At 32.7% G+C, this 24,366-nt stretch carries 21 protein-coding genes; 17 read left to right on the forward strand and 4 right to left on the reverse strand.

From position 1 onward, the window contains the following. The first annotated feature begins 13 nt into the window (after window positions 1–13). From IR010_RS06775 to IR010_RS06820, 10 genes are all read left to right on the forward strand, one after another. Window positions 14–1,045 carry a 2Fe-2S iron-sulfur cluster-binding protein gene (locus IR010_RS06775; RefSeq protein ID WP_029271563.1) on the forward strand — a complete coding sequence of 344 codons (1,032 nt, stop codon included), beginning with the start codon at window positions 14–16 and terminating at the stop codon, window positions 1,043–1,045. Window positions 1,046–1,047: 2 nt separating this feature from the next. Continuing rightward, on the forward strand, window positions 1,048–2,103 hold the full coding sequence (nuoH, locus tag IR010_RS06780) for an NADH-quinone oxidoreductase subunit NuoH (protein WP_029271562.1): 1,056 nt from the start codon (window positions 1,048–1,050) through the stop codon (window positions 2,101–2,103). A 79-nt stretch (window positions 2,104–2,182) separates the two neighbouring features. Then, window positions 2,183–2,728 carry a NuoI/complex I 23 kDa subunit family protein gene (locus IR010_RS06785; RefSeq protein WP_029271561.1) on the forward strand — a complete coding sequence of 182 codons (546 nt, stop codon included), beginning with the start codon at window positions 2,183–2,185 and terminating at the stop codon, window positions 2,726–2,728. Continuing rightward, window positions 2,729–3,268, forward strand: a complete 540-nt coding sequence (locus IR010_RS06790; protein ID WP_029271560.1) for an NADH-quinone oxidoreductase subunit J — start codon at window positions 2,729–2,731, stop codon at window positions 3,266–3,268. Then, window positions 3,268–3,588, forward strand: coding sequence for an NADH-quinone oxidoreductase subunit NuoK (gene nuoK / locus IR010_RS06795; RefSeq protein WP_029271559.1), 321 nt, complete (start codon window positions 3,268–3,270; stop codon window positions 3,586–3,588). Before IR010_RS06790 ends, nuoK begins: the two co-directional genes overlap by 1 nt. Before the next feature lie 6 nt (window positions 3,589–3,594). Next, window positions 3,595–5,478: an NADH-quinone oxidoreductase subunit L gene (nuoL, locus tag IR010_RS06800; RefSeq protein ID WP_194602666.1), complete on the forward strand. Its 1,884-nt coding sequence runs from the start codon at window positions 3,595–3,597 to the stop codon at window positions 5,476–5,478. A gap of 10 nt (window positions 5,479–5,488) precedes the next feature. After that, the gene (locus tag IR010_RS06805; RefSeq protein ID WP_194567830.1) at window positions 5,489–6,928 is read left to right on the forward strand and encodes a NuoM family protein; all 1,440 of its coding nucleotides are present in this window, start codon (window positions 5,489–5,491) and stop codon (window positions 6,926–6,928) included. A gap of 64 nt (window positions 6,929–6,992) precedes the next feature. Continuing rightward, complete coding sequence (locus tag IR010_RS06810) at window positions 6,993–8,393, forward strand: NADH-quinone oxidoreductase subunit N (RefSeq protein WP_194567828.1); 1,401 nt, start codon at window positions 6,993–6,995, stop codon at window positions 8,391–8,393. 163 nt (window positions 8,394–8,556) lie between these two features. After that, a complete protein-coding gene (locus tag IR010_RS06815; RefSeq protein WP_194602669.1) occupies window positions 8,557–9,330 on the forward strand; it encodes a Bax inhibitor-1/YccA family protein in 774 nt (257 codons plus the stop codon). Between the two features lie 587 nt (window positions 9,331–9,917). Continuing rightward, on the forward strand, window positions 9,918–12,758 hold the full coding sequence (locus IR010_RS06820; RefSeq protein ID WP_194602672.1) for a T9SS type A sorting domain-containing protein: 2,841 nt from the start codon (window positions 9,918–9,920) through the stop codon (window positions 12,756–12,758). A 72-nt stretch (window positions 12,759–12,830) separates the two neighbouring features. On the opposite strand, the gene IR010_RS06825 is transcribed toward IR010_RS06820, so the two are convergent. After that, window positions 12,831–14,384 (reverse strand): aldehyde dehydrogenase family protein, encoded by a 1,554-nt coding sequence (locus tag IR010_RS06825; RefSeq protein ID WP_194567822.1) that lies wholly within the window; start codon window positions 14,382–14,384, stop codon window positions 12,831–12,833. A gap of 182 nt (window positions 14,385–14,566) precedes the next feature. On the opposite strand from IR010_RS06825, the gene IR010_RS06830 reads away from it, so the two are divergent. Continuing rightward, the gene (locus tag IR010_RS06830; protein ID WP_194567820.1) at window positions 14,567–15,526 is read left to right on the forward strand and encodes an MBL fold metallo-hydrolase; all 960 of its coding nucleotides are present in this window, start codon (window positions 14,567–14,569) and stop codon (window positions 15,524–15,526) included. Between the two features lie 410 nt (window positions 15,527–15,936). Here the strand turns inward: IR010_RS06830 and IR010_RS06835 are convergent, their stop codons facing one another. From IR010_RS06835 to IR010_RS06845, 3 genes are all read right to left on the reverse strand, one after another. Then, entirely contained in the window at window positions 15,937–16,248 is a 312-nt protein-coding gene (locus IR010_RS06835; RefSeq protein ID WP_029271545.1) for a hypothetical protein, read from the reverse strand. An 83-nt stretch (window positions 16,249–16,331) separates the two neighbouring features. Continuing rightward, window positions 16,332–16,871: a 3-hydroxyanthranilate 3,4-dioxygenase gene (locus tag IR010_RS06840; protein ID WP_194602675.1), complete on the reverse strand. Its 540-nt coding sequence runs from the start codon at window positions 16,869–16,871 to the stop codon at window positions 16,332–16,334. 185 nt (window positions 16,872–17,056) lie between these two features. Further along, on the reverse strand, window positions 17,057–18,163 hold the full coding sequence (locus tag IR010_RS06845) for an endonuclease/exonuclease/phosphatase family protein (protein WP_194602678.1): 1,107 nt from the start codon (window positions 18,161–18,163) through the stop codon (window positions 17,057–17,059). A gap of 126 nt (window positions 18,164–18,289) precedes the next feature. Here IR010_RS06845 and IR010_RS06850 point away from each other — a divergent pair, with 126 nt between their 5' ends. The 6 genes from IR010_RS06850 to IR010_RS06875 all read left to right on the forward strand — a co-directional run bounded on the left by IR010_RS06850 (window position 18,290) and on the right by IR010_RS06875 (window position 24,224). Next, window positions 18,290–19,366 (forward strand): serine hydrolase domain-containing protein, encoded by a 1,077-nt coding sequence (locus IR010_RS06850; RefSeq protein WP_194602681.1) that lies wholly within the window; start codon window positions 18,290–18,292, stop codon window positions 19,364–19,366. A 179-nt stretch (window positions 19,367–19,545) separates the two neighbouring features. Further along, a complete protein-coding gene (locus IR010_RS06855; protein WP_194602684.1) occupies window positions 19,546–20,445 on the forward strand; it encodes an LD-carboxypeptidase in 900 nt (299 codons plus the stop codon). 155 nt (window positions 20,446–20,600) lie between these two features. After that, on the forward strand, window positions 20,601–20,972 hold the full coding sequence (locus IR010_RS06860; protein ID WP_029271539.1) for a YraN family protein: 372 nt from the start codon (window positions 20,601–20,603) through the stop codon (window positions 20,970–20,972). Window positions 20,973–21,091: 119 nt separating this feature from the next. Beyond that, window positions 21,092–21,748 (forward strand): hypothetical protein, encoded by a 657-nt coding sequence (locus IR010_RS06865; RefSeq protein WP_008466087.1) that lies wholly within the window; start codon window positions 21,092–21,094, stop codon window positions 21,746–21,748. Window positions 21,749–22,146: 398 nt separating this feature from the next. Continuing rightward, entirely contained in the window at window positions 22,147–22,710 is a 564-nt protein-coding gene (locus tag IR010_RS06870; RefSeq protein WP_194602687.1) for an RNA polymerase sigma factor, read from the forward strand. A 335-nt stretch (window positions 22,711–23,045) separates the two neighbouring features. Beyond that, window positions 23,046–24,224, forward strand: coding sequence for a FecR family protein (locus IR010_RS06875; protein WP_194602690.1), 1,179 nt, complete (start codon window positions 23,046–23,048; stop codon window positions 24,222–24,224). Window positions 24,225–24,366 lie beyond the last annotated feature (142 nt).

Genomic DNA, 24,366 nt, shown 5'->3' on the forward strand with positions numbered 1-24,366 from the left:
ACAAAATATAGAGATGAAAGTAACCATAGACGGTCAAAGTATAGACGTAGAGCCAGGAACAACGATCCTGCAGGCTGCACGTATGATTGGTGGAGATTTGGTACCGCCAGCCATGTGCTATTACTCAAAATTAAAAGGCAGTGGCGGAAAATGCCGCTGTTGTTTAGTTGAAGTTTCGAAAGGAAGTGAAGCTGACCCAAGACCAATGCCAAAATTAATGGCATCTTGCGTAACAGGATGTATGGACGGAATGGAAGTAAACAGTAAATCTTCTGACAGAGTTACTGAAGCTCGTAAATCTGTAACTGAATTTTTATTGATCAATCACCCTCTTGACTGTCCAGTTTGTGACCAAGCTGGAGAATGTGATCTTCAAAATTTAAGTTTCGAGCACGGAAATCCGAAATCACGTTTTATCGAAGAAAAAAGAACATTCGAACCAGAAGATATTGGTCCGCATATTCAACTGCACATGAACCGTTGTATTTTATGCCAAAGATGTGTACAGGTTGCAGATCAATTGACAGACAATAGAGTTCATGGAGTATTAGATCGTGGTGACCACGCTAATATTTCAACTGGAATTTCAAAAGCTATCGACAATGAGTTTTCTGGAAACATGATTGACGTTTGTCCGGTTGGAGCTTTAACAGACAAAACTTTCCGTTTCAAATCAAGAGTTTGGTTTAACAAACCTTACAATGCACACAGAGAATGTACAACTCCGGGATGTTGCGGTAAAACAACCGTTTGGATGTTTGGTGGAGAAATTCAACGTGTTACTGGCCGTAAAGATGAGTATCATGAAGTAGAAGAATTCATTTGCAACTCTTGTCGTTTCGACCACAAAAATGTTAATGACTGGGTTATTGAAGGACCAAGAGAATTTGAAAAAGATTCTGTTATCAATCAAAATAACTACACTCAAAAATTAGAGAAAGTAGAAATCGCTACAGAAAAAAATATTCTTCTAGGCAGAGATGTTGACCGTAAAAAAATTAGTATGGCTGAAATTCCATTAAACACTAACAACAAAAATTCTTAACAATGGTAGATGGTGCATTTATTATAGAAAAAAGTGTTGTAATTGTTGTGGTTTTTGCCGTAACAATGATTATGGCGATGTATTCTACTTGGGCTGAACGTAAAGTTGCGGCTTTCCTTCAGGATCGTGTAGGGCCTAACCGTGCTGGATGGGGAGGATTATTACAGCCTCTTGCTGATGGTATGAAATTATTTTCAAAAGAAGAATTTTTTCCAAATACCCCTAACAAATTTTTATTCATTGTTGGACCGGCAATCGCCATGAGTACAGCTTTGATGACAAGTGCTGTTATTCCGTGGGGAGACAGACTGCATATTTTTGGACGCGATGTTCTTTTGCAGGCTACTGATGTAAACATTGCTTTATTATATGTTTTCGGAGTTATCTCTGTTGGAGTTTACGGAATCATGATTGGAGGATGGGCTTCAAATAATAAATTCTCATTGATGGGAGCTGTTCGTGCAGCTTCGCAAATGGTTTCTTATGAAGTTGCCATGGGATTATCAATGATTGCTTTATTAATGATGACTGGAACTTTAAGCTTAAAAGAAATTTCTGAACAGCAAGCAGGAATGAACTGGAATATATTTTACCAGCCATTATCATTCTTAATTTTCTTGATTTGCGCATTTGCAGAAACAAATAGAACTCCTTTTGACTTAGCAGAATGTGAATCTGAGTTAATTGGTGGTTATCATACAGAATATTCATCTATGAAAATGGGATTTTATTTATTTGCTGAATATGCAAATATGTTTATCTCTGCTACTATTATTTCAGTATTGTTTTTTGGAGGATACAATTATCCAGGAATGCAATGGATGGTAGAAAATGTAGGTGTAAATACAGCTAATATTTTAGGAATTGTGGTATTGTTTGCTAAAATATGTTTCTTCATATTTTTCTATATGTGGGTACGTTGGACAATTCCGAGATTTAGATATGACCAATTAATGAATTTAGGCTGGAGAATTTTAATTCCGCTTTCGATTATTAATATTATGATTACCGGAGTAGTTATTCTAAGACATGAAATCGCAGTATTTTTAGGATTATAATAAAAGCTTGAAATTAAAACTAAAATAGATTTGGAATTTGATTTACCTTCAAATTAAAAATCGTAACATATATTATAAAATGTCAATAGAAACTATATCATTATCGGGTAGAAAAAAGATGGTCTCTAATAAAGAGATGACCTTTTGGGAACGATTGTATCTTGTGGCGATTGTAAAAGGATTGATTATTACTTTTAAACACTTATTCAGAAAAAAAGTAACGATTCATTATCCTGAACAAGTGCGAGAAATGAGTCCGGTTTATCGTGGTCAGCACCAGTTGAAACGCGATGAACAAGGCCGTGAAAATTGTACTGCTTGCGGATTATGTGCTTTATCATGTCCTGCAGAAGCAATTACAATGAAAGCAGCTGAGCGTAAAGCAGATGAGAAACACTTATACAGAGAAGAAAAATATGCTTCGATCTATGAAATCAATATGCTGCGTTGTATTTTTTGCGGTTTATGTGAAGAAGCTTGTCCAAAAGACGCTATTTATTTGACAACATCAAAAGTATTGGTTCCTTCTAGCTATGAAAGAGAAGATTTTATTTTTGGAAAAGACAGATTAGTGATGCCTCTTGACGTGGCAATCAAAAATGCTCAACTTAATAATGCTAACTAAATGATACATATTCCTGATTTTGCACACGCAACTACTGTACAAATTATATTTTGTTTCTTAGCGTTTATTACGGTAATTACCGCATTTTTGACCATTTTTAGCAGAAATCCAATTCACAGTGCTATCTATTTAGTAATTTGTTTCTTTTCGATTGCTGGACATTATTTACTATTAAATGCTCAATTTTTGGCTGTCGTACATATTATAGTCTACTCGGGGGCGATTATGATTTTGTTCCTGTTTACGATCATGTTAATGAACCTAAATGAGCGTCATCAAGTTCACAGGCCAAGAATTACACGTTTAGGAGCAATTGTTTCTTTCTGTTTGATTTGCATTGTACTAATTACAATTTTCATTAATTCTAAACCAATTGTTGGAGAATATGATTCAACTGGCGAAGATTTTCAATCAATTAAAGTATTAGGGAAAATATTACTAAACGAATATATGGTTCCGTTTGAATTTGCTTCGATTTTGCTTTTGGTTGCAATGATCGGAACTGTATTATTGTCTAAAAAAGAAAAATTAAATAAATAATGGGTAATATATTAAATCAAATAGGTATTGAAAATTACATCTTTTTAAGTGTTGTACTTTTTTGTATTGGTATTTTTGGTGTATTGTACAGACGAAATGCGATTATCGTTTTCATGTCTATCGAAATCATGTTGAATGCGGTTAACCTTTTATTTGTTGCTTTTTCAACGTATCATCAAGATGCACAAGGACAAGTTTTTGTGTTCTTCTCGATGGCAGTTGCTGCGGCAGAAGTTGCGGTAGGATTGGCCATTTTGGTTTCTGTTTTTAGAAATTTAGGCTCAATTAGTATCGATAATTTAAAAAATTTAAAAGGATAAATGGAAATGGATACCAATTTAGCTTTAGTTTTAGTTTTAGCTCCTTTTTTAGGATTTTTAATCAATGTTTTCTTTGGAAAAAGCTTAGGAAAAACAGTTTCTGGAATCATCGGAACTGTTGCAGTAGCGATTTCATTTGGAGTTACACTTTTTCTTTTCAATCAAATTACTACAACTGGAAAAGCCATTCAAGTAACTTTATTTGATTGGATTCAGATCAGTAATCTTCATATCAACCTTGGATTTTTATTAGATCAATTATCAATTCTTTGGCTGCTTTTTGTAACCGGAATTGGATCTTTGATTCACTTATACTCTATCAGTTACATGCACGACGATCAAAATATGCATAAGTTTTTTGCGTATTTGAATCTGTTCGTATTCTTCATGATTACACTTGTAATTGGAAGCAACTTATTAGTTTTATTTATTGGCTGGGAAGGCGTTGGTCTTTGCTCTTATTTACTTATCGGATTTTGGTATAAAAACCAAGATTATAATGATGCGGCAAAAAAGGCATTCATTATGAACAGAATTGGAGATTTAGGTCTTTTAATTGGAATGTTTATTATTGGTTCAATGTTCTCAACTTTAGATTACGCAACTTTAAAAACTGCAATTGCGGGAGCAACAAATTTAAATTTACCATTGCTTTCATTAGCTGCTTTATGCTTATTTATTGGAGCTTGTGGTAAATCAGCACAAATACCTTTATATACTTGGTTACCAGACGCAATGGCTGGACCAACTCCAGTTTCGGCTTTGATTCACGCTGCAACCATGGTTACTGCTGGTATCTTTATGGTAACTAGATTAAACTTTGTTTTTGATTTAGCGCAAGATGTTCAAACCGTTATTGCAATTATTGGAGGTGTAACTTCATTGGTAGCGGCAACAATAGGCTTAGTTCAAACTGATATTAAAAAAGTATTAGCATATTCTACAGTTTCACAATTAGGATTAATGTTTTTAGCATTAGGTTTTGGAGCTTACGAAGTAGCTGTTTTTCATGTAATTACTCACGCTTTCTTTAAAGCTTGTTTATTCTTGGGTTCAGGTTCTGTAATTCACGGTTTACATGGAGAACAAGATATGCGAAAAATGGGAGGCTTGCGTAAAGCAATGCCCGTTACTTTCTGGACCATGTTAATTTCATCATTGGCTATTTCTGGTGTTCCATTATTTTCCGGTTTTTTCTCTAAAGATGAAATCTTAATGACCGCTTTTCACCATAGTGTCCCACTTTATGTTATTGGGTCTATTGCTTCTATTATGACAGCTTTCTATATGTTTAGATTAATGTTTTTAACTTTCTTTAAAGATTTTAGAGGAACTGAAGAGCAAAAACATCATTTACATGAAAGTGACGGATTAATAACGTTTCCCTTAATGATTTTAGCTGTTCTAGCAACTTTTGGCGGACTTATCAGTTTACCTGGAAACAGTTGGTTAAATGAATATCTGGCACCTATTTTTACGAAAGTGGCTGGCGAAGAACATCATTTAGGCACAACAGAATATACCTTAATGGGAGTTGCCGTTTTAGGCGGATTTATTGGAATTTTAATTGCTTATATTAAATACTTCAAACAAGACAATGTTCCTGAAGCTGATGAAAACATTAGCGGCTTAACCAAAGTTTTATATAACAAATATTATGTAGATGAAATCTATGATGTAATATTTGTACGTTCTATAAACGGATTATCAAGATTCTTTAGAGATCGTATTGAAACAGGCTTATCAGCACTTGTTTTCGGATTAGGAAAAGTAACCAATGAAATAGGTTTTCAAGGTAAAAAATTACAAAATGGAAGTGTGGGATTATATCTTTTTGCTTTTGTTTTGGGTCTTTGTGCCATTGTTTCCTATATATTTTTAGCTCAATAATTTTATAACTATGAACGTTTCTCTTATATTAATTATTCTTTTAATTGGTGCATTTGTCACTTATTTTGCAGGCGATAAACTAGCATCAAAAGTAGCTTTGTTCTTTAGTTTGGCAGCTTTAGGCTGTTCGGTTGTATTGCTAAATCATTTTTGTGCTGGCGAAAACATCAGCTTAATCAATGCTTGGATTACACAGCCCAAAATTTCATTTGCGCTAAATGCTGACGGATTGGCCATTGCTATGGTTTTATTAACTGTATCCTTAACACCAATTATTATATTCTCTTCTTTCGGAAATGAATATAAAAATGCTAAAGCTTTCTATTCTTTAATTTTATTTATGGCTTTTGCTATGACAGGAACTTTCTTGGCAGCAGATGGTCTTTTATATTATATTTTCTGGGAATTAGCTCTTATTCCAATTTATTTTATTGCTCTTATATGGGGTAATGGAGATGCAGAAGAAAGAAGAAAAGCAGTTGTAAAATTCTTTATTTATACACTTGCTGGTTCATTATTCATGCTAATAGCTTTTATTTATTTGTATCAAAAAGCAGGAAGCTTCTTAATTGAAGATTTATACAAATTGAACCTATCAGCCGATGAACAGCTTTGGATATTTTTGGCTTTCTTTTTAGCGTATGCTATTAAAATTCCAATTATTCCTTTCCACACATGGCAGGCAAATGTTTATCAAAAAGCACCAACTGTCGGGACAATGCTTTTATCTGGTATCATGTTAAAAATGGGATTATACAGTGTTATTCGTTGGCAGTTGCCAATTGCTCCCCTTGCAGCAAAAGAATACATGAATATTTTCATCGCTTTAGGAATTGCTGGCGTTATCTACGGATCAATAGTCGCTTTAAGACAAAAAGATCTAAAAAAATTATTAGCTTATTCTTCTTTAGCGCACGTTGGATTAATTGCTGCAGGAACTTATACTTTGACTCTTGATGGTTTGCGTGGAGCTGTTTTGCAGATGATCGCTCATGGTTTTGTTGTAGTAGGGTTATTTTATGCTGCTGAAATCATTTATAGAAGATTCGAAACTAGAGAAATTGGTGCATTAGGAGGTATTCGTGTGCAGTCGCCAAAATTTACTTCTATGTTTTTAATTTTGGTTCTAGCTTCAGTAGCTTTACCAAGTACTTTTAATTTCGTTGGAGAGTTTACCGTTTTATATAGTCTTTCTCAAATAAATATTTGGTTTGCTGTTTTAGGCGGAACAACTATTATATTAGGAGCTTATTATATGCTTAAAATGTTTCAAAATGTAATGCTGGGTGAAACCAATTCGAAAAATTTTGCGGATATTACTGTTAATGAAGGTATTTCATTAGTTATAATTATCGCAGTACTGATCTTCTTCGGATTTTATCCAAAACCAATTACAGATTTGATTACACCAAGTTTAGAAACGATTTTAAACGTTATCAATAAAAATTAATATTTTAAATAAAAATAAATTAGGGCGTCATTAGTTTTAGATTTCCTAAATCAAAAAAACAAAAATGAATACATTAATAGCTATAACAGGATTGGGTATTTTCTGCCTATTGTTTGAAATTCTTAATTTAAGAAAAGCCATTGTTCCTTTTACCATTGTTGGTTTACTAGGTGTTTTGGCTCTTAATTTTTATGAATTTGAAAACGCAACAGCAACACATAGTTACTATAATAACATGATTACAGTGAGTAAATTCTCAACTGCATTTTCATCATTGTTTATTATTTTGACTATTTTCCTTGTAGCTTTAAGTCATAATTTTTACGAAAATCATCAAACTAAGATTTCTGATTTCATCGCAATAAAAATATTTTTATTAGCTGGAGGAGTTGCAATGGTTTCTTTTGGAAACTTAGCTATGTTCTTTTTAGGAATTGAAATTTTGTCAATCGCACTTTATGTTCTTGCAGCAAGCGAACGTTTGAATTTGAAAAGTAACGAAGCTGGTATGAAATATTTCTTAATGGGATCTTTTGCATCAGGTATTATATTATTCGGAATTTGTTTGATTTACGGCGCTATGGGAAGTTTTGATGTTGTTGAAATCAGCGAAAGCTCTTTATCTGCTGAATTGCCAATCTGGTTTCCAATCGGGATGATACTAATGACAATCGGAATGTTATTTAAGGTAGCTGCAGTTCCATTTCATTTCTGGGCTCCAGACGTTTATGAAGGATCTCCTGCTTTAACAACTGCTTTAATGAGTACTTTGGCTAAAGTAATAGCAATAGCAACACTATTTAAATTGGTTGCAGAGCTTAACTTAATTCCATCATTAGAAAATCAAGGTCTTTTAGGAACTTTTGAAAATATCATTGTAATAATTTCAATTGCTTCGATGACTGTTGGAAATATAATGGCATTACGTCAAGTAAATGTAAAACGTATGCTGGCATTTTCTGGAATTTCGCATGCAGGTTTTATGCTGATGACTTTTCTAACAGTTGCATCTTCAGCTGGAGTTTTACTATATTATACAGCAGCTTATGCTTTGGCGGGAATTGCAGCGTTCAGCGTTATTTTATACGTTTGCAAAAACCAAGAAAATGAAGATATTACAAACTTTCACGGTTTAGGAAAAACAAATCCGTTATTGGCAGCAATACTTACAGCTTCATTATTATCAATGGCCGGAATCCCAATTTTTTCTGGATTTTTTGCAAAATTGTTCTTATTTGACCAAACCATCAAGGCCGGATTTATTGCTTTAGTAATTGTAGCTGTTATAAACTCGATCATAAGCGTTGGATATTATTTCAAGCTAATTTTAGCAATGTATTCTAAAGAACCAAATCAAGAACGTACCGGAAAACCATTTCTAATTTACGCTGTAGCAGTTATTTCAATTGTTTTAAATATTGCTTTAGGTTTATTTCCATCCTTAGTTTTAGATTTATTGAAATAAAAAAATCAAAATAAAATACCAATCCATCAAGAGTTTCTTTTGGTGGATTTTTTTATTTAAAAGCAGTTTTTACAGAAGAAAAATTCATGTTAAAAATTTAACGCAAAGAATTGCACTTCAAAAAAACTCCATATATTTGAGTACAATTAAATGTATTAGAAATATGAACTTCAATTCAAAAAATCCGTTTTTAAGTGACAAGCGTTTCTCATCAAATGCTGTTTCAAAAACTCAAGAAGTGCACGAAGCACAAATTATTGATTATAATCAAGAAATGACCTTGTCTGGTACAATCAATAAAACAGCTATTTTATTTTTAATATTAACTGCTTCTGCTATGGTAACGTGGTGGATGGCATTTAACGGAATGAATCCTATTTTACCTGCAATTGGCGGTGCAATAGTTGGATTAATTTTGGTTGTAATCTCTTCTTTCAAACCGCAGGCTTCACCCTATTTAGCTCCAGGTTATGCCTTATTTGAAGGTTTGTTTATTGGAGGAATCTCTGCGATATTTGAATTAAGATATCCAGGAATCGTAATTAACGCTGTAAGCGCAACCTTAGTAACTTTTTTAGTTTGCTTAGGTTTATATAAATTTAAAATCGTAAAAGTTACGGAGCAATTTAAATCTGTTGTTATTGCCGCTACATTGGCAATTGCAACTTATTATTTATTTTCATGGTTAGCTTCTTTGATCTTTAACTTTACTCCAGTTCATTATGGAAACGGAATGATGAGTATAGGAATTAGTATTTTCGTGATTATTATTGCAGCTTTGAATTTATTCTTAGATTTCGATCAAATTGAAAAAGGAGTACAGCAAAGAATGCCAAAATTCATGGAATGGTTTGGAGCAATGGGATTAATGATCACATTGGTTTGGCTGTATGTAGAATTCTTACGATTATTATCAAAACTATCAAGCAAAGATTAATTTTCTCTTTAGATAATGAAAGCCTTTTTGAAATTCAAAAAGGCTTTTTTTTTGCGTTTAAATTTAAAATGAGTCTCTATTAAACATTTAATTCAGAAATTAAAAACACCTATTTTATTTATAAAACCACTTCATTATATTAATTCAAAGAATTACTCTTAATGTTATCTTTTGACCATATTTAAATAAAAAATCATTGCTTAGAGCATTTGTTTAGATGAAAATCTTATATAACCGAGCTTAAAAAGTAATCTATTTCCTATTTTAATTTAATTTCTTTAAATTTTTAAAAAATTCAAAATAAACTGATTTTCTTTAATCAAAATACTCCTGTAATTTTTCAAAATAGTAGTAAAAGTAAGACTTAACAAACAAATCAATCATTATGTAATAAGTTACAATTAATGCAATTTATTACATAATTACAAAATAAGATATAATTATTTTACATTATATGTTTTTTTAAACGTAAATAATTATGAATTTAAAAAAATTATATATTTTTGTGTAATCGATTACAATTAACCACTGTATCTGATATTCAAAACCACTTAATAACTTTTACTAATTATTTAACCAAACCAATTATGAAAAAAAACTTACTTTTATTAGTAGCTATATTTGCGAGTATGCAAATATGGGCACAAACAGTACAAATTAGCGAAGCTTCTGGATGGCTAGAATCAGCTTTTGTAAAATGGCAGCCTGTAAGCGGCGCACAAACGTATAATGTATATTATACTGGAGAAGGAATAACCGACAGAAAAGTAGACGATCAGCTTATTAGAAGTTACGGTAGTTATTTTCGCGCCGATATTCCTGGACTAAAAGCGGGTTCTTATACCGTTAAAGTAAAACCAGTTATTTCAGGAACAGAAGGATCTGGATCTACGACAAGCAGCCTCACTGTTTTAGCTCAGGATCGAAACGGATTCGCTTTTGAAGGCGGACGTGTTCCAGGAGGTTATAAAGAAGACGGAACACCAAAAGACAACGCTGTAATTCTTTACATTACACAAAATACAAAAAATACCATTTCGATGAATATTACTGGCGCAAGTGCAAATCCTTGTGTTGGCCTTCAAAACATTTTGTATGCCATTAAAAAAGGAAAAGATACTCGCCCTTTTATCTTTAGATTAGTTGGAAACATAACAGACATGACCGTGATGGAAGGCGGCGATGTTGTTATTGAAAATGCAAACAATGCATCGAGCTATGTTACGATAGAAGGTGTTGGAACAGATGCAGTTGCAAATGGCTGGGGTGTTCGTCTTAAAACTGCTTCAAACATCGAAGTAAGCAATCTTGGCTTTATGAATTGCAACAGTACAGCAGGGGATAATGTGGGAATGCAACAAGATAATGATCACATTTGGGTTCATAATTGCGATTTGTTTTATGGAAATGCAGGAAGTGACGCAGACCAAATAAAAGGAGATGGCGCATTAGATAATAAATCTTCTACATACATTACACTGTCTTACAACCACTTTTGGGATAACGGAAAAGCAAGTCTTTTAGGATTAAGCGAAGGAACTACAACAGGTTTATATATTACGTATCACCACAACTGGTTCGACCATTCTGATTCCCGTCATCCTCGTGTTCGTTATTATTCAGCACATATTTACAACAATTATTATGATGGAAATGCAAAATATGGTGCAGGATCAACTTTAGGATCTTCTCTTTTTGTAGAAGGAAATTACTTCCGAAACAGCAAACACCCAATGCTGACTTCATTGCAAGGTTCGGATATTTGGGACGAAGCAAATCAAGTAAATAATGCTGGAACCATGGGAACTTTTTCTGGTGAAGCTGGAGGTTTTATAAAATCATATAACAACACTTTTGATGCTTCAAACGGAACAAACAATATGCGTTTTGTAGCTTATAATGATCCAAATCCTTTATATAATATTTCAGGAAAAATCAGCTCAGCTACAGATTTTGATGCCTATGTTGCTTCAACTAGAGGAGAAACTATAAGCAGTTCTATTAAATCTAAATCGGGTGCAAACACTTATAACAACTTTGACACCGATGCGTCTCTTTATGTAAAAAATTTAGTGATCGACCAGCCGGCAGCTGCAAAAACAAAAGTAACTCAATATTCAGGACGTGTATCTGGAGGAGATTTAAAATGGACATTTAACAATAGTGTAGATGATACTTCATCATTAGTAATTACGGCACTTAAATCTGCCCTTACTAATTACACTGGAACATTAGTTGCTGTTCAGGGAGAAGGAAATCCCCCTGCAAGTTCTCAAACATTAACTTCTACAACAAATAATAACCAGACAGTTGTAAGCGGAACTGCCATTGGAACTATTATTTTTACATGGGGGGGCGACGCTACAGACGCAACCGTAACAGGTCTACCAGCATCTGGATTAACTTTTGTAAAAAATGCTACAGCCAAAACAATCACGATTACAGGAACTCCCACTGCAACTGTGTCCTACTCTATTACTACGACTGGAACCGGAACACCAGCAACAGGATCAGGAACAATTACTGTTACGGCTGCAGGAGCTCAAACTTTAACTTCTACTACAAATAACAATCAAACTGTAGCTAGCGGAACAGCAATAAGCTCAATTGTATTTACCTGGGGAGGAAATGCCACAGATGCAACTGTAACGGGACTGCCAGCATCAGGAATTAGTTTTGTAAAAAATACAACAGCAAAAACTATTACCATAACTGGAACTCCAACTGCAACAATATCCTACTCTATTGCGACTACAGGAACTGGAACGCCAGCAACAGGATCAGGAACAATTACTGTGACCACTGGAACACCAAGTGGAGACCAAAATCATAATTTTACGACATCAGGAAAAACCAGTTCATTTTATACTATTACAGGAAACATGAATTCAACTCCGGGATCTGTAACGTATGCTGGATTAACATTAACAGAGCGCTTAAAAATTGAATCAAGTACATCTATTACTTATACAACAACAGGTGCTTCAACATTAACTTTGGTTTTTGATTCTAACTTTACTGGAACAATAAAAGTTAACAACGTTTCATACACAGCATCAGCTGGTGTCGTAACAGCTTCAATTCCTGCAGGTTCTAATACTATTACTAAAGGATCAGTCGCTAATTTATTCTACATCAGTACACATTATACAGGTGGAACTTTAAAGGCAGCAAAAGCTGAAGCAACGGAAGAAGTGGAAAGTTCAAAAGTGATTTTATACCCTAATCCAGTTTCCGATGTTTTATATTTATCAAAATCAAGCCAAACTGTAGAAAAAGTTTTGATTTACAATATGTCTGGAACCTTAGTTTTAACCACTGGGAAAAATGCTGAAAATATTGATTTAAGTACTCTTATTCCAGGAACTTATTTGGCTAAAGTATATACTTCTGACGGCTCATTCAATCAAACGATTCTTAAAAAATAATTGATTAAAATTTAAAAGAAAAAGGCTTCCAAATTTGGAAGCCTTTTCTATAATATCATTTTTCAAAAATATTTACAAATCAAATTTGATTCCTTGTGCCAAAGGCAAACTAGTCGTATAATTGATTGTGTTCGTTTGACGGCGCATATAGATTTTCCATGCGTCAGATCCTGATTCGCGTCCGCCTCCAGTTTCTTTTTCTCCTCCAAAAGCGCCACCAATTTCTGCTCCAGATGTTCCTATATTTACATTTGCGATACCGCAGTCAGAACCAACAACAGATAAAAATCTTTCAGCTTCACGCAAATTATTTGTCATAATTGCAGATGATAATCCTTGTGCCACACCGTTTTGAATTTCGATAGCATGATCAACATCTCCAGAATATTTAATTAAATATAAAACTGGAGCAAATGTTTCATGCTGCACAATTGCAAATGAATTTTGAGCTTCTGCAATAGCTGGCCTTACATAACAGCCACTTTCATAACCTTCTCCAGAAAGTACACCGCCTTCAACTAAAATTTTTCCGCCTTCAGCCACAACTTTATTTAATGCAATGGCATACATTTCTACAGCATGCGTATCAATCAGCGGTCCAACATGATTGTTTTCGTCAAGCGGATTTCCAATACGTAATTGTTTGTACGCAGCAACAAGAGCATCTTTTACTTTATCATAAATACTTTCGTGAATAATCAATCGACGAGTTGATGTGCAACGCTGTCCTGCAGTTCCAACTGCTCCGAAAACAGCACCGATTACTGTCATTTTTATATCGGCATCTGGAGTTACAATAATTGCATTATTTCCTCCTAATTCTAATAACGATTTACCTAAACGTCCAGCAACTGCCTGCGCTACAATTTTCCCCATTCGGGTTGAACCTGTTGCAGAAATAAGCGGAATTCTAGTATCAGACGTCATTAATTCACCAATTGTATAATCGCCATTGATCAAACAAGAAATTCCTTCCGGAAGATTGTTTTCTTTAATAACCTGCGCAATAATATTTTGGCAAGCAATACCACAAAGAGGTGTTTTTTCAGAAGGTTTCCACACACAAACATCACCAGAAATCCAAGCTAAAGCTGTGTTCCAAGACCAAACAGCAACTGGAAAATTAAATGCAGAAATGATTCCAACAACACCTAACGAATGATATTGCTCGTACATACGGTGTCCAGGTCTTTCAGAATGCATCGTTAATCCGTGCAATTGACGAGATAAACCAACAGCAAAATCACAGATGTCAATCATTTCTTGCACTTCGCCATACCCTTCCTGCAATGATTTTCCCATTTCATAAGAAACTAATTTACCAAGTGCATCTTTATTTTCGCGCAATTTTTGCCCAAACTGACGTACAATTTCTCCACGCTGTGGTGCAGGAATCAAACGAAATGTTTTGAAGGCTTCTGTTGCAGAACGCATTACTTTTTCATAATCTTCAAGAGTAGACATTTTTACCGAAGCAATCAATTTTCCGTCAACTGGTGAGAAACTGTCTAACATTTCTCCAGAAGAAAAATTCTCTATTCCTGTTGATGTACCTTCATTTATCAATTTGATGCCCAATTTATCCAGAGCCTCATTCATTCCAAATTGCGATGCTATTGTTGTCATTGTAACTTTTTTAGTTAAAATTGTTATATTTTTATGTAAAGATATTATTTCGAGTTGAATTTCAATTAAATTGACTTGTTAAAATCAAAGTAAATTTAGCGTTAATTATAATGAATTAGAGAAACAAAAGTCAATTTATTCAGCTTAAATGATGAAATTTGCAACAACAAAATTACCCAAATATGGCCACGTTAAATAAATTTTTAATCTTCTTCGTTTTAATTTCTCTTAATGCATTTTCTCAAAAAGAACAAAAGACTTCTTTTCAAGTTGTTCCGTTAGGAATAAAAGGAGGTATTGATGAAAAAAATCTTTCAGCGTACTTAGTAGCTCCAATAAATACAAATGATTATATCAGTCTCGATGCCGGAACGATAAACGCAGGAATAGAAAAAGCAATTGAGAATAAAGTTTTTAAAGTTTCAACCGAAGAAGTTTTACGTAAATACATTAAAGGTTACTTTATTTCACATGCACATTTAGATCACGTTTCTGGCTTAATTATCAACTCACCAGCAGATTCTTCTAAAACTGTATACGCAACCAATAAATGTATGGAAATGATGGAAAACCATTATTTTAACGATCAAACTTGGGCAAATTTTGGGGATCAAGGACCTGGAAAACAATTAAAAAAATATCATTTTCAGACTTTAACTATCGGTGAAGAAACCCCAATTACTAACACAGCAATGACGGTAAAAGCTTTTCCTTTAAGTCATGTAAATCCGTTTGAGAGTACAGCTTTTTTAATTAAAAATGGAGATTCTTATGTGCTTTACTTAGGAGATACAGGACCTGATACAGTTGAAAAAAGCGACAAATTAAAAGGGCTTTGGACGGTGGTTGCACCACTTATTAAATCCCAACAATTAAAAGGAATTTTTATCGAAGTTTCTTTTCCAAATGAACAGCCAGATCAATTTTTATTTGGGCATCTAACTCCTAATCATATAATGAAAGAACTTCATATTTTAGCAGATTTAGCAGGAAAAGATAGTTTGAAAGGTTTCAATATTATCATTACACACTTGAAACCGCCAGCTAAAAATATAGCAAAATTGAAAGAACAATTGCAAAAGCAAAATGATTTAGGATTTAAAATTATTTATCCTGAACAAGGAAAAAGATTTGAGTTGTAACACATGTATTTAGTCCACAGATCTCCTTATCAATTGACAAGACCCTAATTTATGAATAAAAAAGAACTTTTTAGGCTTTAATACTAATTCATTTTTGTAAGTTTATTTTTATAAATTTGTAGAATGAATATTATTTGGTCAGCTGAAGCAAAATATACCTTTTATAGCAACAGGAATTATTTATTACATAATTGGAGTGTAGTTACAGCTCAAAAATTTGTAAAAAATACTTACACACTCTTAATCTGCTTATAAAAAATCCATATCTTGGTAAATATAAAATGGATTTAAAATGTCATGTAGTGTTAATTTCAAAGCATATTTCGCTACATTATCAAATAAATAATGATTGTATTGTGTTAATTATTTTTTGGGATAATCGTAAAAAACCTCAAAATCAAAACTTATAATCAAATTATGTTCTTGCTTTTTAATTCAAGCAACATTTCTTCATGTGTAATAAAATTACCTTCTTTAAAATCTCGCTTTCCTTTTTCAATCCCTTTTATTAATTCCAGTCTAAAATTCTCTTCTGGCGAAAGTATCTTTGCAATAGAAAGCATTTCATCTGGAGTAAAAGTTTGTGTTTTTAATTTTCTATAAAACGATGGACTTGGTATTCCAACTTTTTCAATAATATAATTCTTTTTAAAAGGAGAATTATTCATTAAATCTTCTATATTATTAACTATATTTTTATATTCGATAATTTCTTGTATCACAACTGATTATTTTTTATATCATTTATGATACAAATATAGATAAAAATCACATATCAATGTAGTAATATAGAGTTTAATCAAATCTACTTCTTCGCCACAAATCTAGGATCAGATTCCATTACAGTCCCGCAATTATCACAGGTTCTTAATTCTTCTGAATTATAAAAATGTTCAAAATGAGGCAAGAAATCTTTTTCGATATTGTGAAGTTCAAAAAACACTTCATACAATTTATGATTGCAATTGTCGCAATGCCAAATCAAACCGTCAGTATAGCCTTTTCCTGCACGTTTACGCTCAATTACCAATCCAATTGAACCTTCAGAACGAACTGGAGAATGCGGAATTTTTGCAGGATGAAGATACATATCACCGGCATTTAATTCCATTTCTTTACGTTCGCCATCTTCCTGAATTACAACTTTTATATTGCCCTCAAGCTGATAAAAAAGCTCTTCGGTTTCGTTGTAATGGTAATCTTTTCGGGCATTTGGCCCCGCAACAATCATTACAATATAATCTCCAGAATCTACATAAAGATTTTTGTTACCAACGGGCGGTTTAAGTAGGTGACGGTTTTCGTCGATCCATTTAGTAAGATTGAAAGGTTTTGCTATTGCCATTTTTAAGGTACTGAGTTTCTATTTAGCTAAGTTAGTGAAAAGTTTTCAGTCGTAACAATTTAGTGTTTAGTCTCAGTATTCAGTCGGAGTATTCAGTCGGAGTTTACTGCTGTAAGTTTACTGCGACTGAATACTGCGACTGCGACTGAATACTGTGACTGAATACTGCGACTGAATACTTAAAACTACTTCATCTCTTTTATCAGGTAAATATAAACTGGAAAGTGATCGCTAAAACCAACTTCATTCTGACTGTGGCGCAAGGGATATCCTTTATATTGCCCAGAAGTTTGAACAAGATAGGATCTGTTGAAAATGCCTGCTTTCCAAAACATAAAAGTCGAAAAATTGGGTTTTATAAGCGATTCTGTAATTATAATCTGGTCGAAAATATCCCAAGAATCTCGAAATGCAATTGTTCCCATTCCTTTGTTCATCATTTCTTCGAAAGGATTAAAAGTACCAAATTCAGGAACTTCAGCCTTTTTTGCTTTTGCACCCAAAGCGACTTTCACACTTTTATTGTACGGGCCGTCGTTTAAATCTCCCATCGTAAAAACTTTTGCATTCGGATTTATTTGTTGCAGCGAATCAATAATTTTCCTGTTTAATCGTCCAGCAGCTTCACGAAATTGACTGCTTGCCTTCTCTCCTCCTGATCTTGACGGCCAATGATTCACTATAATACTAATTTCTTCTCCTTCTAAGAAACCTGTAATTAAAAGCTGGTCGCGCGTAAAAACACGATTTTTATCAATTGTTGTTTCGATTTTGTCTTCAAGTTCATCATCGGCTTCTTCCTTTTTTTCTTCTTTAATTTTTGTTTTATTCTTGTAAATCAATAATGGAATATTTGAAAAGGAAGTAGGCTTAAAATATTTCTTTTGATAAAGCAGCGCCACATCGATGCCTCGTTTGTCAGGCGAATCAAAATGAATAATTCCGTAATCATAATTTGCCAATTTAGGTTCTTTAATTAAATCTTCGAGAACACCGCGATTCTCGATTTCAGAACCTCCGATAATAGTTGGTGCATTTGGATTTTCTGGTCTTCCAATTTCTGAAATAACGCTAGAAAGATTTTTAAGCTTTTGATGGTATTTTTCTTCTGTCCAGTGCTGTGCACCTGTTGGCGTCCATTCATCATCATTTGTATTTACATCGTCATTCGTATCAAACAAATTTTCGAAATTGTAAAATGCTACGGTATGAATGGCATATTTTTTTGATTGCGCGCGAAGTGATAATGAGAAAAGAATAATAAAGTAAAAATGAAACCTAAAGATTTGCATAGTTTTTTATATTTAAAAGTTGCAAATTACAATATTGTAAGAAATTTACAGTATTTATTCTAAAATAATTCTTTGTTTCTACTAAAATGTCTTGTAAATTGCTGACTTAATTTACTGCTCTTCAAAATGAAAAAACTATTTTTTGCTCTTATCATATTTGTTCTTTGCAACAACGCTCACAGTCAAAAAAACAATTCATTTGCTGACAGTATCAGAGTAAAATACAATATTCCTGAACTCGCATACGCAGTAACTTCATCTGATTCTATTTTAGAAATTCAGACTTTGGGTTTTCAGCGTGTTAGTTCAAAATTTAAAGCAAAAATTGATGATCGGTTTCGTTTAGGATCGGTTACAAAAACAGTTACAAGTTATCTTGCTGCCGTCTTAGTCAAAGAAGGAAAAATAAAATGGGAAACTAAGTTTTTTGATTTATATCCGGAATTAAAAGCGCAAAGCAATCCCGCGGCTTATAATTTTACTTTACAAGATTTTATAACTTTTCGTGCCAATATCAATACTTGGTCTTATGGGAATGAAACGCCAGCTCAAAAAGAAATTACAGGGAACAACCAGCAACAGCGATATGAATTTATCTCGTGGTTTTTTAAGCAAAATTCAATTATTTCCGAGAAACAAGCTGTTTATTGGTCCAATCCTAGTTATGTTGCTGCCGGGCTTATGCTGGAAAAAGCAACGGGAAAAACGTATGAAACTTTAGTGCAGGAATTGGGTAAAAACTTAAATATCGATTTTGATTTTGGACAGCCCAATTTAAAAGATATAAAACAGCCTTGGGGACATAATGAAGATTTAAAACCAGAAAAACCAGCTTTAAATTACAAATTAAACTGGCTTTCTTCTGCAGGAAATATAAATGTCAGCTTGCCCGATTATTGCAAATTCACTCAAATGCAGCTTCAAGGTTTACAGGGAAAATCTAAAATATTTAGTTCAGACGAATTTAATAAAATGCACTTTGGCATCGCCGAATTTTCTTTTGGATGGAATTCAGAAATTAATGAAACCAGCAAATTAAAGTATTCTTTTCATAACGGAAATCCAGGCACATTTTTAACCAAAGTCTATATTTGCAAAGACATTAATAAGGCGTTTATAATTTTTGCCAACGTTCAATCTGAAGAAGCAGACAAAGGATTAATGTTGCTTTTAGCCAAATTACAGCAAAATTATGGCGGATAATTTTTTACCTTTAAAATAAAATTCATTTATTGACGATTATTTATATTACACATCAATACACTATGCAAATCATCATGAACACGAAAAACATCAATCAAATCAAGAAACACTTTGTTTTTTATAAATTCGTATTTGTTATTTTTGCCTTACAATCATTCACCTGCCAATCTCAACAAAACATGATAACACCACCTTATTTAAAAAAGGGAGATACAATTGCAATTGTTTCAACTGCCAGAAAAAATATTGACGATAATTTAAAACCAACTTTAGATTTAATTCACAGCTGGGGTTTAGAAGCTGTAATTGGAACAACAATTGGACTTGATGTCAACCAATTGGCTGGAACTGATGAACAGCGCGCGGCCGATTTTCAGCATCAATTAGATAATCCGAATATTAAGGCAATTTGGTGTGTTCGCGGCGGATACGGAACAGTTAGAATGGTAGATTTGCTTGATTTTACCAAATTTAAACAGCATCCAAAATGGATTATTGGCTTTAGCGATGTAACTGTTTTGCACAACCATTTAAACACAATGGGTTATAAATCCATTCACGGTACTATGCCGGTAAGCGTTGCCCGTAATACTCCAGAAGCGATTAGTTCACTAAAAGCCAGTTTATTTGGCGATCCACTATCGTATACAGTTGGTCCAGATAAAATGAATCGTTTTGGAAAGGCAACAGGTGAATTAGTGGGAGGAAATTTATCTATTTTATACAGTTTATTAGGTTCTCAATCTGCGATCGACTGCAAGGACAAAATTTTATTCATTGAAGATTTAGATGAATATTTATATCATATTGATCGTATGATGATGAATTTAAGAAGAAACGGCTGTATCGAAAATTTAAAAGGAATTGTAATTGGCGCCATGACCAGTATGAAAGACAATGAAGTTCCGTGGGGAAAAAATGCACTTGAAATCATTGATGATGTTACTAAAAAATACAATATACCGGTAATTTTTAATTTTCCAGCCGGACATATTAGAGACAACAGAGCCTTAATTATGGGAAATACGGTTACTATTGATGTAAACCAATCTGGAAGTACGCTTACTTTCCAAAAATAATATTCTCTCCAAACTTCTTTATTAAGGAAGTTTAAATACCACATAAAATCTCACAAGACGCAAAGTCGCAAAAGATAAACTTTTGCGACTTTGCGTCTTTGTGTAAATATTCTCAGTCCAACTCAAAACTAATAACTATAATTTACAACTAAAAAATGGCTGAACATAACGAACTCGGAAAAAAAGGAGAAGAACTTGCTGTAGAACATCTTCGGCAAAATGGCTATGAAATTTTAGATCGAAATTGGACTTTTCAGAAGGCAGAAATAGATATTATTGCAAAAAAAGAATCGATTTTAGCCATAATTGAAGTAAAAACGAGGTCAAGTTTAGATTTTGGTTCTCCGCAAGATTTTGTTAAGCCAAAAAAAATTCAATTGCTTATTAAAGCAGTAAATGCCTACATAAACTATAGGGAAAAGGATTTTCAAGATGATTCAGAAATTCGTTTTGATATAATTGCAATTCATAAAAATGGCGAAACATTTGCAATTGAACATCTTACAGACGCTTTTTATCACTTTTAACATAAATTTTTATTGTTATAATTGTAACAAATTGTTTTTTTATTTATATTTGCACAGATTTATAACATCAAATTAACTAAACCAACCCAATTAAGTTACAAAAAAAAAGAAAAAAAATTATGAAAACCGTTTCTTCAATCGTCGAAAATTACATCAAAACAAAACCTTTTTTATTAAATGCGTTGTCGCTTGGAATCATTAATCTTACCTCGCTTTCTCGGAACATAATGACCGAATTGGAAAGCGAATTTGGAAAAGAAGTGAAACAAGGTGCTGTTGTAATGTCGCTAAAACGGCTTACCGAAGAACTGGATTTTAAATTGAATCATAAAATCAATAAAGTAATTAAGAATATTGGTGAAATTACAGTTCGATCTGAATTGACTGATTACACTTTTGCAGCTTCAGAAACTGTTCTAAACAAACAAGCCGATTTAATTTCTGATATTAATGCTTTATCTGATATTTTTTATACCTCATCTCGCGGTGTAAACGAAACAAATATTGTAGTAAGCAGCAGTGTAAATCATTTGGTTGAAAAACACTTTATGCGCGAAAAATTAATTCAGAAATTAGATAACTTAGCTTCGATAACGGTTAAGTTACCAAAAGAAAACATTGTCGTTCCTGGTATTTATTACTTCATTTTCCAGCGTTTGGCCTGGGAAGGAATCATTATAAATGAAGTAATTTCGACTTCAAATGAATTTACTATTTTAGTAGGAGAAGATCAGGTTGATGTGGCTTTTAAAGTAATTAAAGACTTGAAAAACTAGTCAGATTTTAAATTAAAAAAGAGTCATTCAGATTCTTCATATTATATAATTCCTTTGTTTTTTTGCAGAAAAGACAAAGGAATTTTTTTATGCTAAAACATCATTATTAAATTTTCATTCATTTAATACACAAATAAGAATATTCTCAAAAAATCAATTTCATTATTGTAATTTTTAAAATATCAAGCAAAAAGATATTGACTTGATAAAAAGCCATTTACTAAGACGTTTATTGCTATTCAGCATAAATTTAATTAAATAAATCACAATTAAGTTTTTTTGTATACTATTTGTTGCGAATAATATTTTTATATATTTGCTAACCAGACAACAAATTAGAGTACCAATTTTGATAGTATCATAATATAATTAGATTTAAATAAAGACTAATTAAATTAATGTTAGAAGCGAACGATCATAGCGAAAAATTATTGGTGAGTGAACTCAAAAAAGGCAACGAAAAAGCATTTCGCAAGCTTTTTGATTTGTACTATCAGGATATCTATGCTTACAGCATCAGTTTATTAAAATCTAAAGAAGCTGCTGAAGAAAATGTTCAAGATGTTTTTATGAAAGTTTGGCAAAATCGCGAAAACTTAAATCTGGAACAATCTTTTAAAGCTTACATTTTTACCATTGCAAGAAATCAAGCTTTTAATGTTCTTAATAAAGCAGCGAACGATTTAGTACTCAAAGAAGCTGTATTTTATGAAAGTCAAAAATCGCATGAATATGGTGATTATTCTATTCGGGAAGCCGATTGTAAAAAGCTTCGAAAGCAGGCCATGAAACAATTACCACCAAAACGGAAACAAATTTTTAAAATGTCAAGAAAGAAAGGCATGAGTTACGAAGAAATTAGTCAAGAACTCGGCATCTCTATAAATACTGTCAGGAACCAAATGAGCAAAGCATTAGAATCTATGCGAGTCTTTTTTCAAGTTCACGATGAGATTATCTAACCAAAACCATGTTAACCAATTAAATCACTCTTACGGAGTGATTTTTTTTTGTTTGTCATTTCGACCAAAGGGAGAAATCACACTAGAAGCTCTATAGAGTTAATCTTCAATCTTTGTCGAATTTCTGGTGTAATTTCTTCCTTCGTTCGAAATGACAAAAATCTGTTCAACTAAAAAAGCAAAAAATTATTTAACCAGAACCTCAACAAAATCAACACTTAACGTATTCTTTGATAAACTTAAATGTTAAAATTGAAAAATTTACAACGTTTGAGTAGTAGTCAACTTGCTTTCAACTGTATTATATCAGAACCGGATCTTAAAATCAATTCATAATGAATTCAAATTCTGAAATAAAAAATCTTTTGCAAAAGTTTGTTTTAAACCAATGTACGCTCGAAGAAACAAACGAAGTAATTGCTTATTATAAAAAAAATAAACTTACTGACGATTTTCCGACTGTGGAAGATATTCAGCATCTTTTAACGGAAATGCCAAAAATGGAACAGCAAACTGCTGACGATATTTTCTTGAACATTTTATCAGCATCAAAAGAAAATGAAACTACTATTGAATTTGTCCCGAAAAAATCAAATTTCAGAAAGTATATTTCTATTGCAGCTTTAGCAGTTATTTTATTAGGAATTGGTCTTGCGTATCAAAAAGGTGCTTTCAATACTAAATCTGAGCAAAAATTCGATTTTAAAAGTACTGATATTGTCTTGCAGTTAGAAAATGGAAATGTTCAGATTATTTCTGAAAACAATACGGTTCAGGTAAAAGACGCTGAAGGAAATGTTGTGGGAAACCAAAACGGAGACAAAATTGTTTATGAAAACGATTCTGATTTAGATAAACTTACATACAACACAATCAAAATTCCGTACGGCAAAAGGTTTCAATTGCAATTGTCTGACGGAACTGTTGTTCACTTAAATTCTGGGACTACTTTAAAATATCCGATAAAATTTATTGCCGGCGAAAACCGTCAAGTTTTTTTAGATGGAGAAGCTTTTTTTGATGTTGCCAAAGATAAAAAACATCCTTTTATAGTAAATGCAGACAACTTGAACGTTCGCGTTTTAGGAACACATTTTAATGTTTCAAACTATCCTGAAGATGCCTTAACAGATGTAGTTTTAGTCGAAGGTTCTGTTGGAATGTACCGTAAAAACGAAGATTTTGACGCAAACAAAAACACAATTCTAAAACCTGGCTTTAAAGGAAGTTTTAATAAAGCGAACACCTTGATTGCTACAAAACCTGTGATTACAGATATTTATACTTCATGGATTACTGGCGGATTGACTTTTAGAAATATGACTTTCAAAAACATTATTACAAAACTCGAAAGACGTTACAATGTTACAATTATAAATAAAAACGAAAAATTAGCAAACGAAAAATTCAATGCCAGTTTCAGCGACGAATCTATAGAAAAAGTAATGAGCTATTTTAATGACATTCACGGCATTAATTACACGATAAAAAACAATCAAATACTAATTAAATAACCACTAAACCAATGAAGAAAAATGAAGAAGTAAAATTACAAGAATAAAAAAATCGGAAAGAGCTGCGAACAATTTCCGATTTACTAAGTGATTGAATATAACGAATTAACTACAATCAATTAACAAAATTATGAAAAAAAAA

Source organism: Flavobacterium sp. MR2016-29, from assembly GCF_015350695.1.
GTDB lineage: Bacteria > Bacteroidota > Bacteroidia > Flavobacteriales > Flavobacteriaceae > Flavobacterium.

What these genes read in the sequence shown, in the direction of transcription:
- IR010_RS06775 (WP_029271563.1), top strand. Translation starts at nt 14, where the DNA reads ATGAAAGTAACCATAGACGGTCAAAGTATAGACGTAGAGCCAGGAACA.
- nuoH (WP_029271562.1), top strand. Translation starts at nt 1,048, where the DNA reads ATGGTAGATGGTGCATTTATTATAGAAAAAAGTGTTGTAATTGTTGTG.
- IR010_RS06785 (WP_029271561.1), top strand. Translation starts at nt 2,183, where the DNA reads ATGTCAATAGAAACTATATCATTATCGGGTAGAAAAAAGATGGTCTCT.
- IR010_RS06790 (WP_029271560.1), top strand. Translation starts at nt 2,729, where the DNA reads ATGATACATATTCCTGATTTTGCACACGCAACTACTGTACAAATTATA.
- nuoK (WP_029271559.1), top strand. Translation starts at nt 3,268, where the DNA reads ATGGGTAATATATTAAATCAAATAGGTATTGAAAATTACATCTTTTTA.
- nuoL (WP_194602666.1), top strand. Translation starts at nt 3,595, where the DNA reads ATGGATACCAATTTAGCTTTAGTTTTAGTTTTAGCTCCTTTTTTAGGA.
- IR010_RS06805 (WP_194567830.1), top strand. Translation starts at nt 5,489, where the DNA reads ATGAACGTTTCTCTTATATTAATTATTCTTTTAATTGGTGCATTTGTC.
- IR010_RS06810 (WP_194567828.1), top strand. Translation starts at nt 6,993, where the DNA reads ATGAATACATTAATAGCTATAACAGGATTGGGTATTTTCTGCCTATTG.
- IR010_RS06815 (WP_194602669.1), top strand. Translation starts at nt 8,557, where the DNA reads ATGAACTTCAATTCAAAAAATCCGTTTTTAAGTGACAAGCGTTTCTCA.
- IR010_RS06820 (WP_194602672.1), top strand. Translation starts at nt 9,918, where the DNA reads ATGAAAAAAAACTTACTTTTATTAGTAGCTATATTTGCGAGTATGCAA.
- IR010_RS06825 (WP_194567822.1), bottom strand. Translation starts at nt 14,384, where the DNA reads ATGACAACAATAGCATCGCAATTTGGAATGAATGAGGCTCTGGATAAA.
- IR010_RS06830 (WP_194567820.1), top strand. Translation starts at nt 14,567, where the DNA reads ATGGCCACGTTAAATAAATTTTTAATCTTCTTCGTTTTAATTTCTCTT.
- IR010_RS06840 (WP_194602675.1), bottom strand. Translation starts at nt 16,871, where the DNA reads ATGGCAATAGCAAAACCTTTCAATCTTACTAAATGGATCGACGAAAAC.
- IR010_RS06845 (WP_194602678.1), bottom strand. Translation starts at nt 18,163, where the DNA reads ATGCAAATCTTTAGGTTTCATTTTTACTTTATTATTCTTTTCTCATTA.
- IR010_RS06850 (WP_194602681.1), top strand. Translation starts at nt 18,290, where the DNA reads ATGAAAAAACTATTTTTTGCTCTTATCATATTTGTTCTTTGCAACAAC.
- IR010_RS06855 (WP_194602684.1), top strand. Translation starts at nt 19,546, where the DNA reads ATGATAACACCACCTTATTTAAAAAAGGGAGATACAATTGCAATTGTT.
- IR010_RS06860 (WP_029271539.1), top strand. Translation starts at nt 20,601, where the DNA reads ATGGCTGAACATAACGAACTCGGAAAAAAAGGAGAAGAACTTGCTGTA.
- IR010_RS06865 (WP_008466087.1), top strand. Translation starts at nt 21,092, where the DNA reads ATGAAAACCGTTTCTTCAATCGTCGAAAATTACATCAAAACAAAACCT.
- IR010_RS06870 (WP_194602687.1), top strand. Translation starts at nt 22,147, where the DNA reads ATGTTAGAAGCGAACGATCATAGCGAAAAATTATTGGTGAGTGAACTC.
- IR010_RS06875 (WP_194602690.1), top strand. Translation starts at nt 23,046, where the DNA reads ATGAATTCAAATTCTGAAATAAAAAATCTTTTGCAAAAGTTTGTTTTA.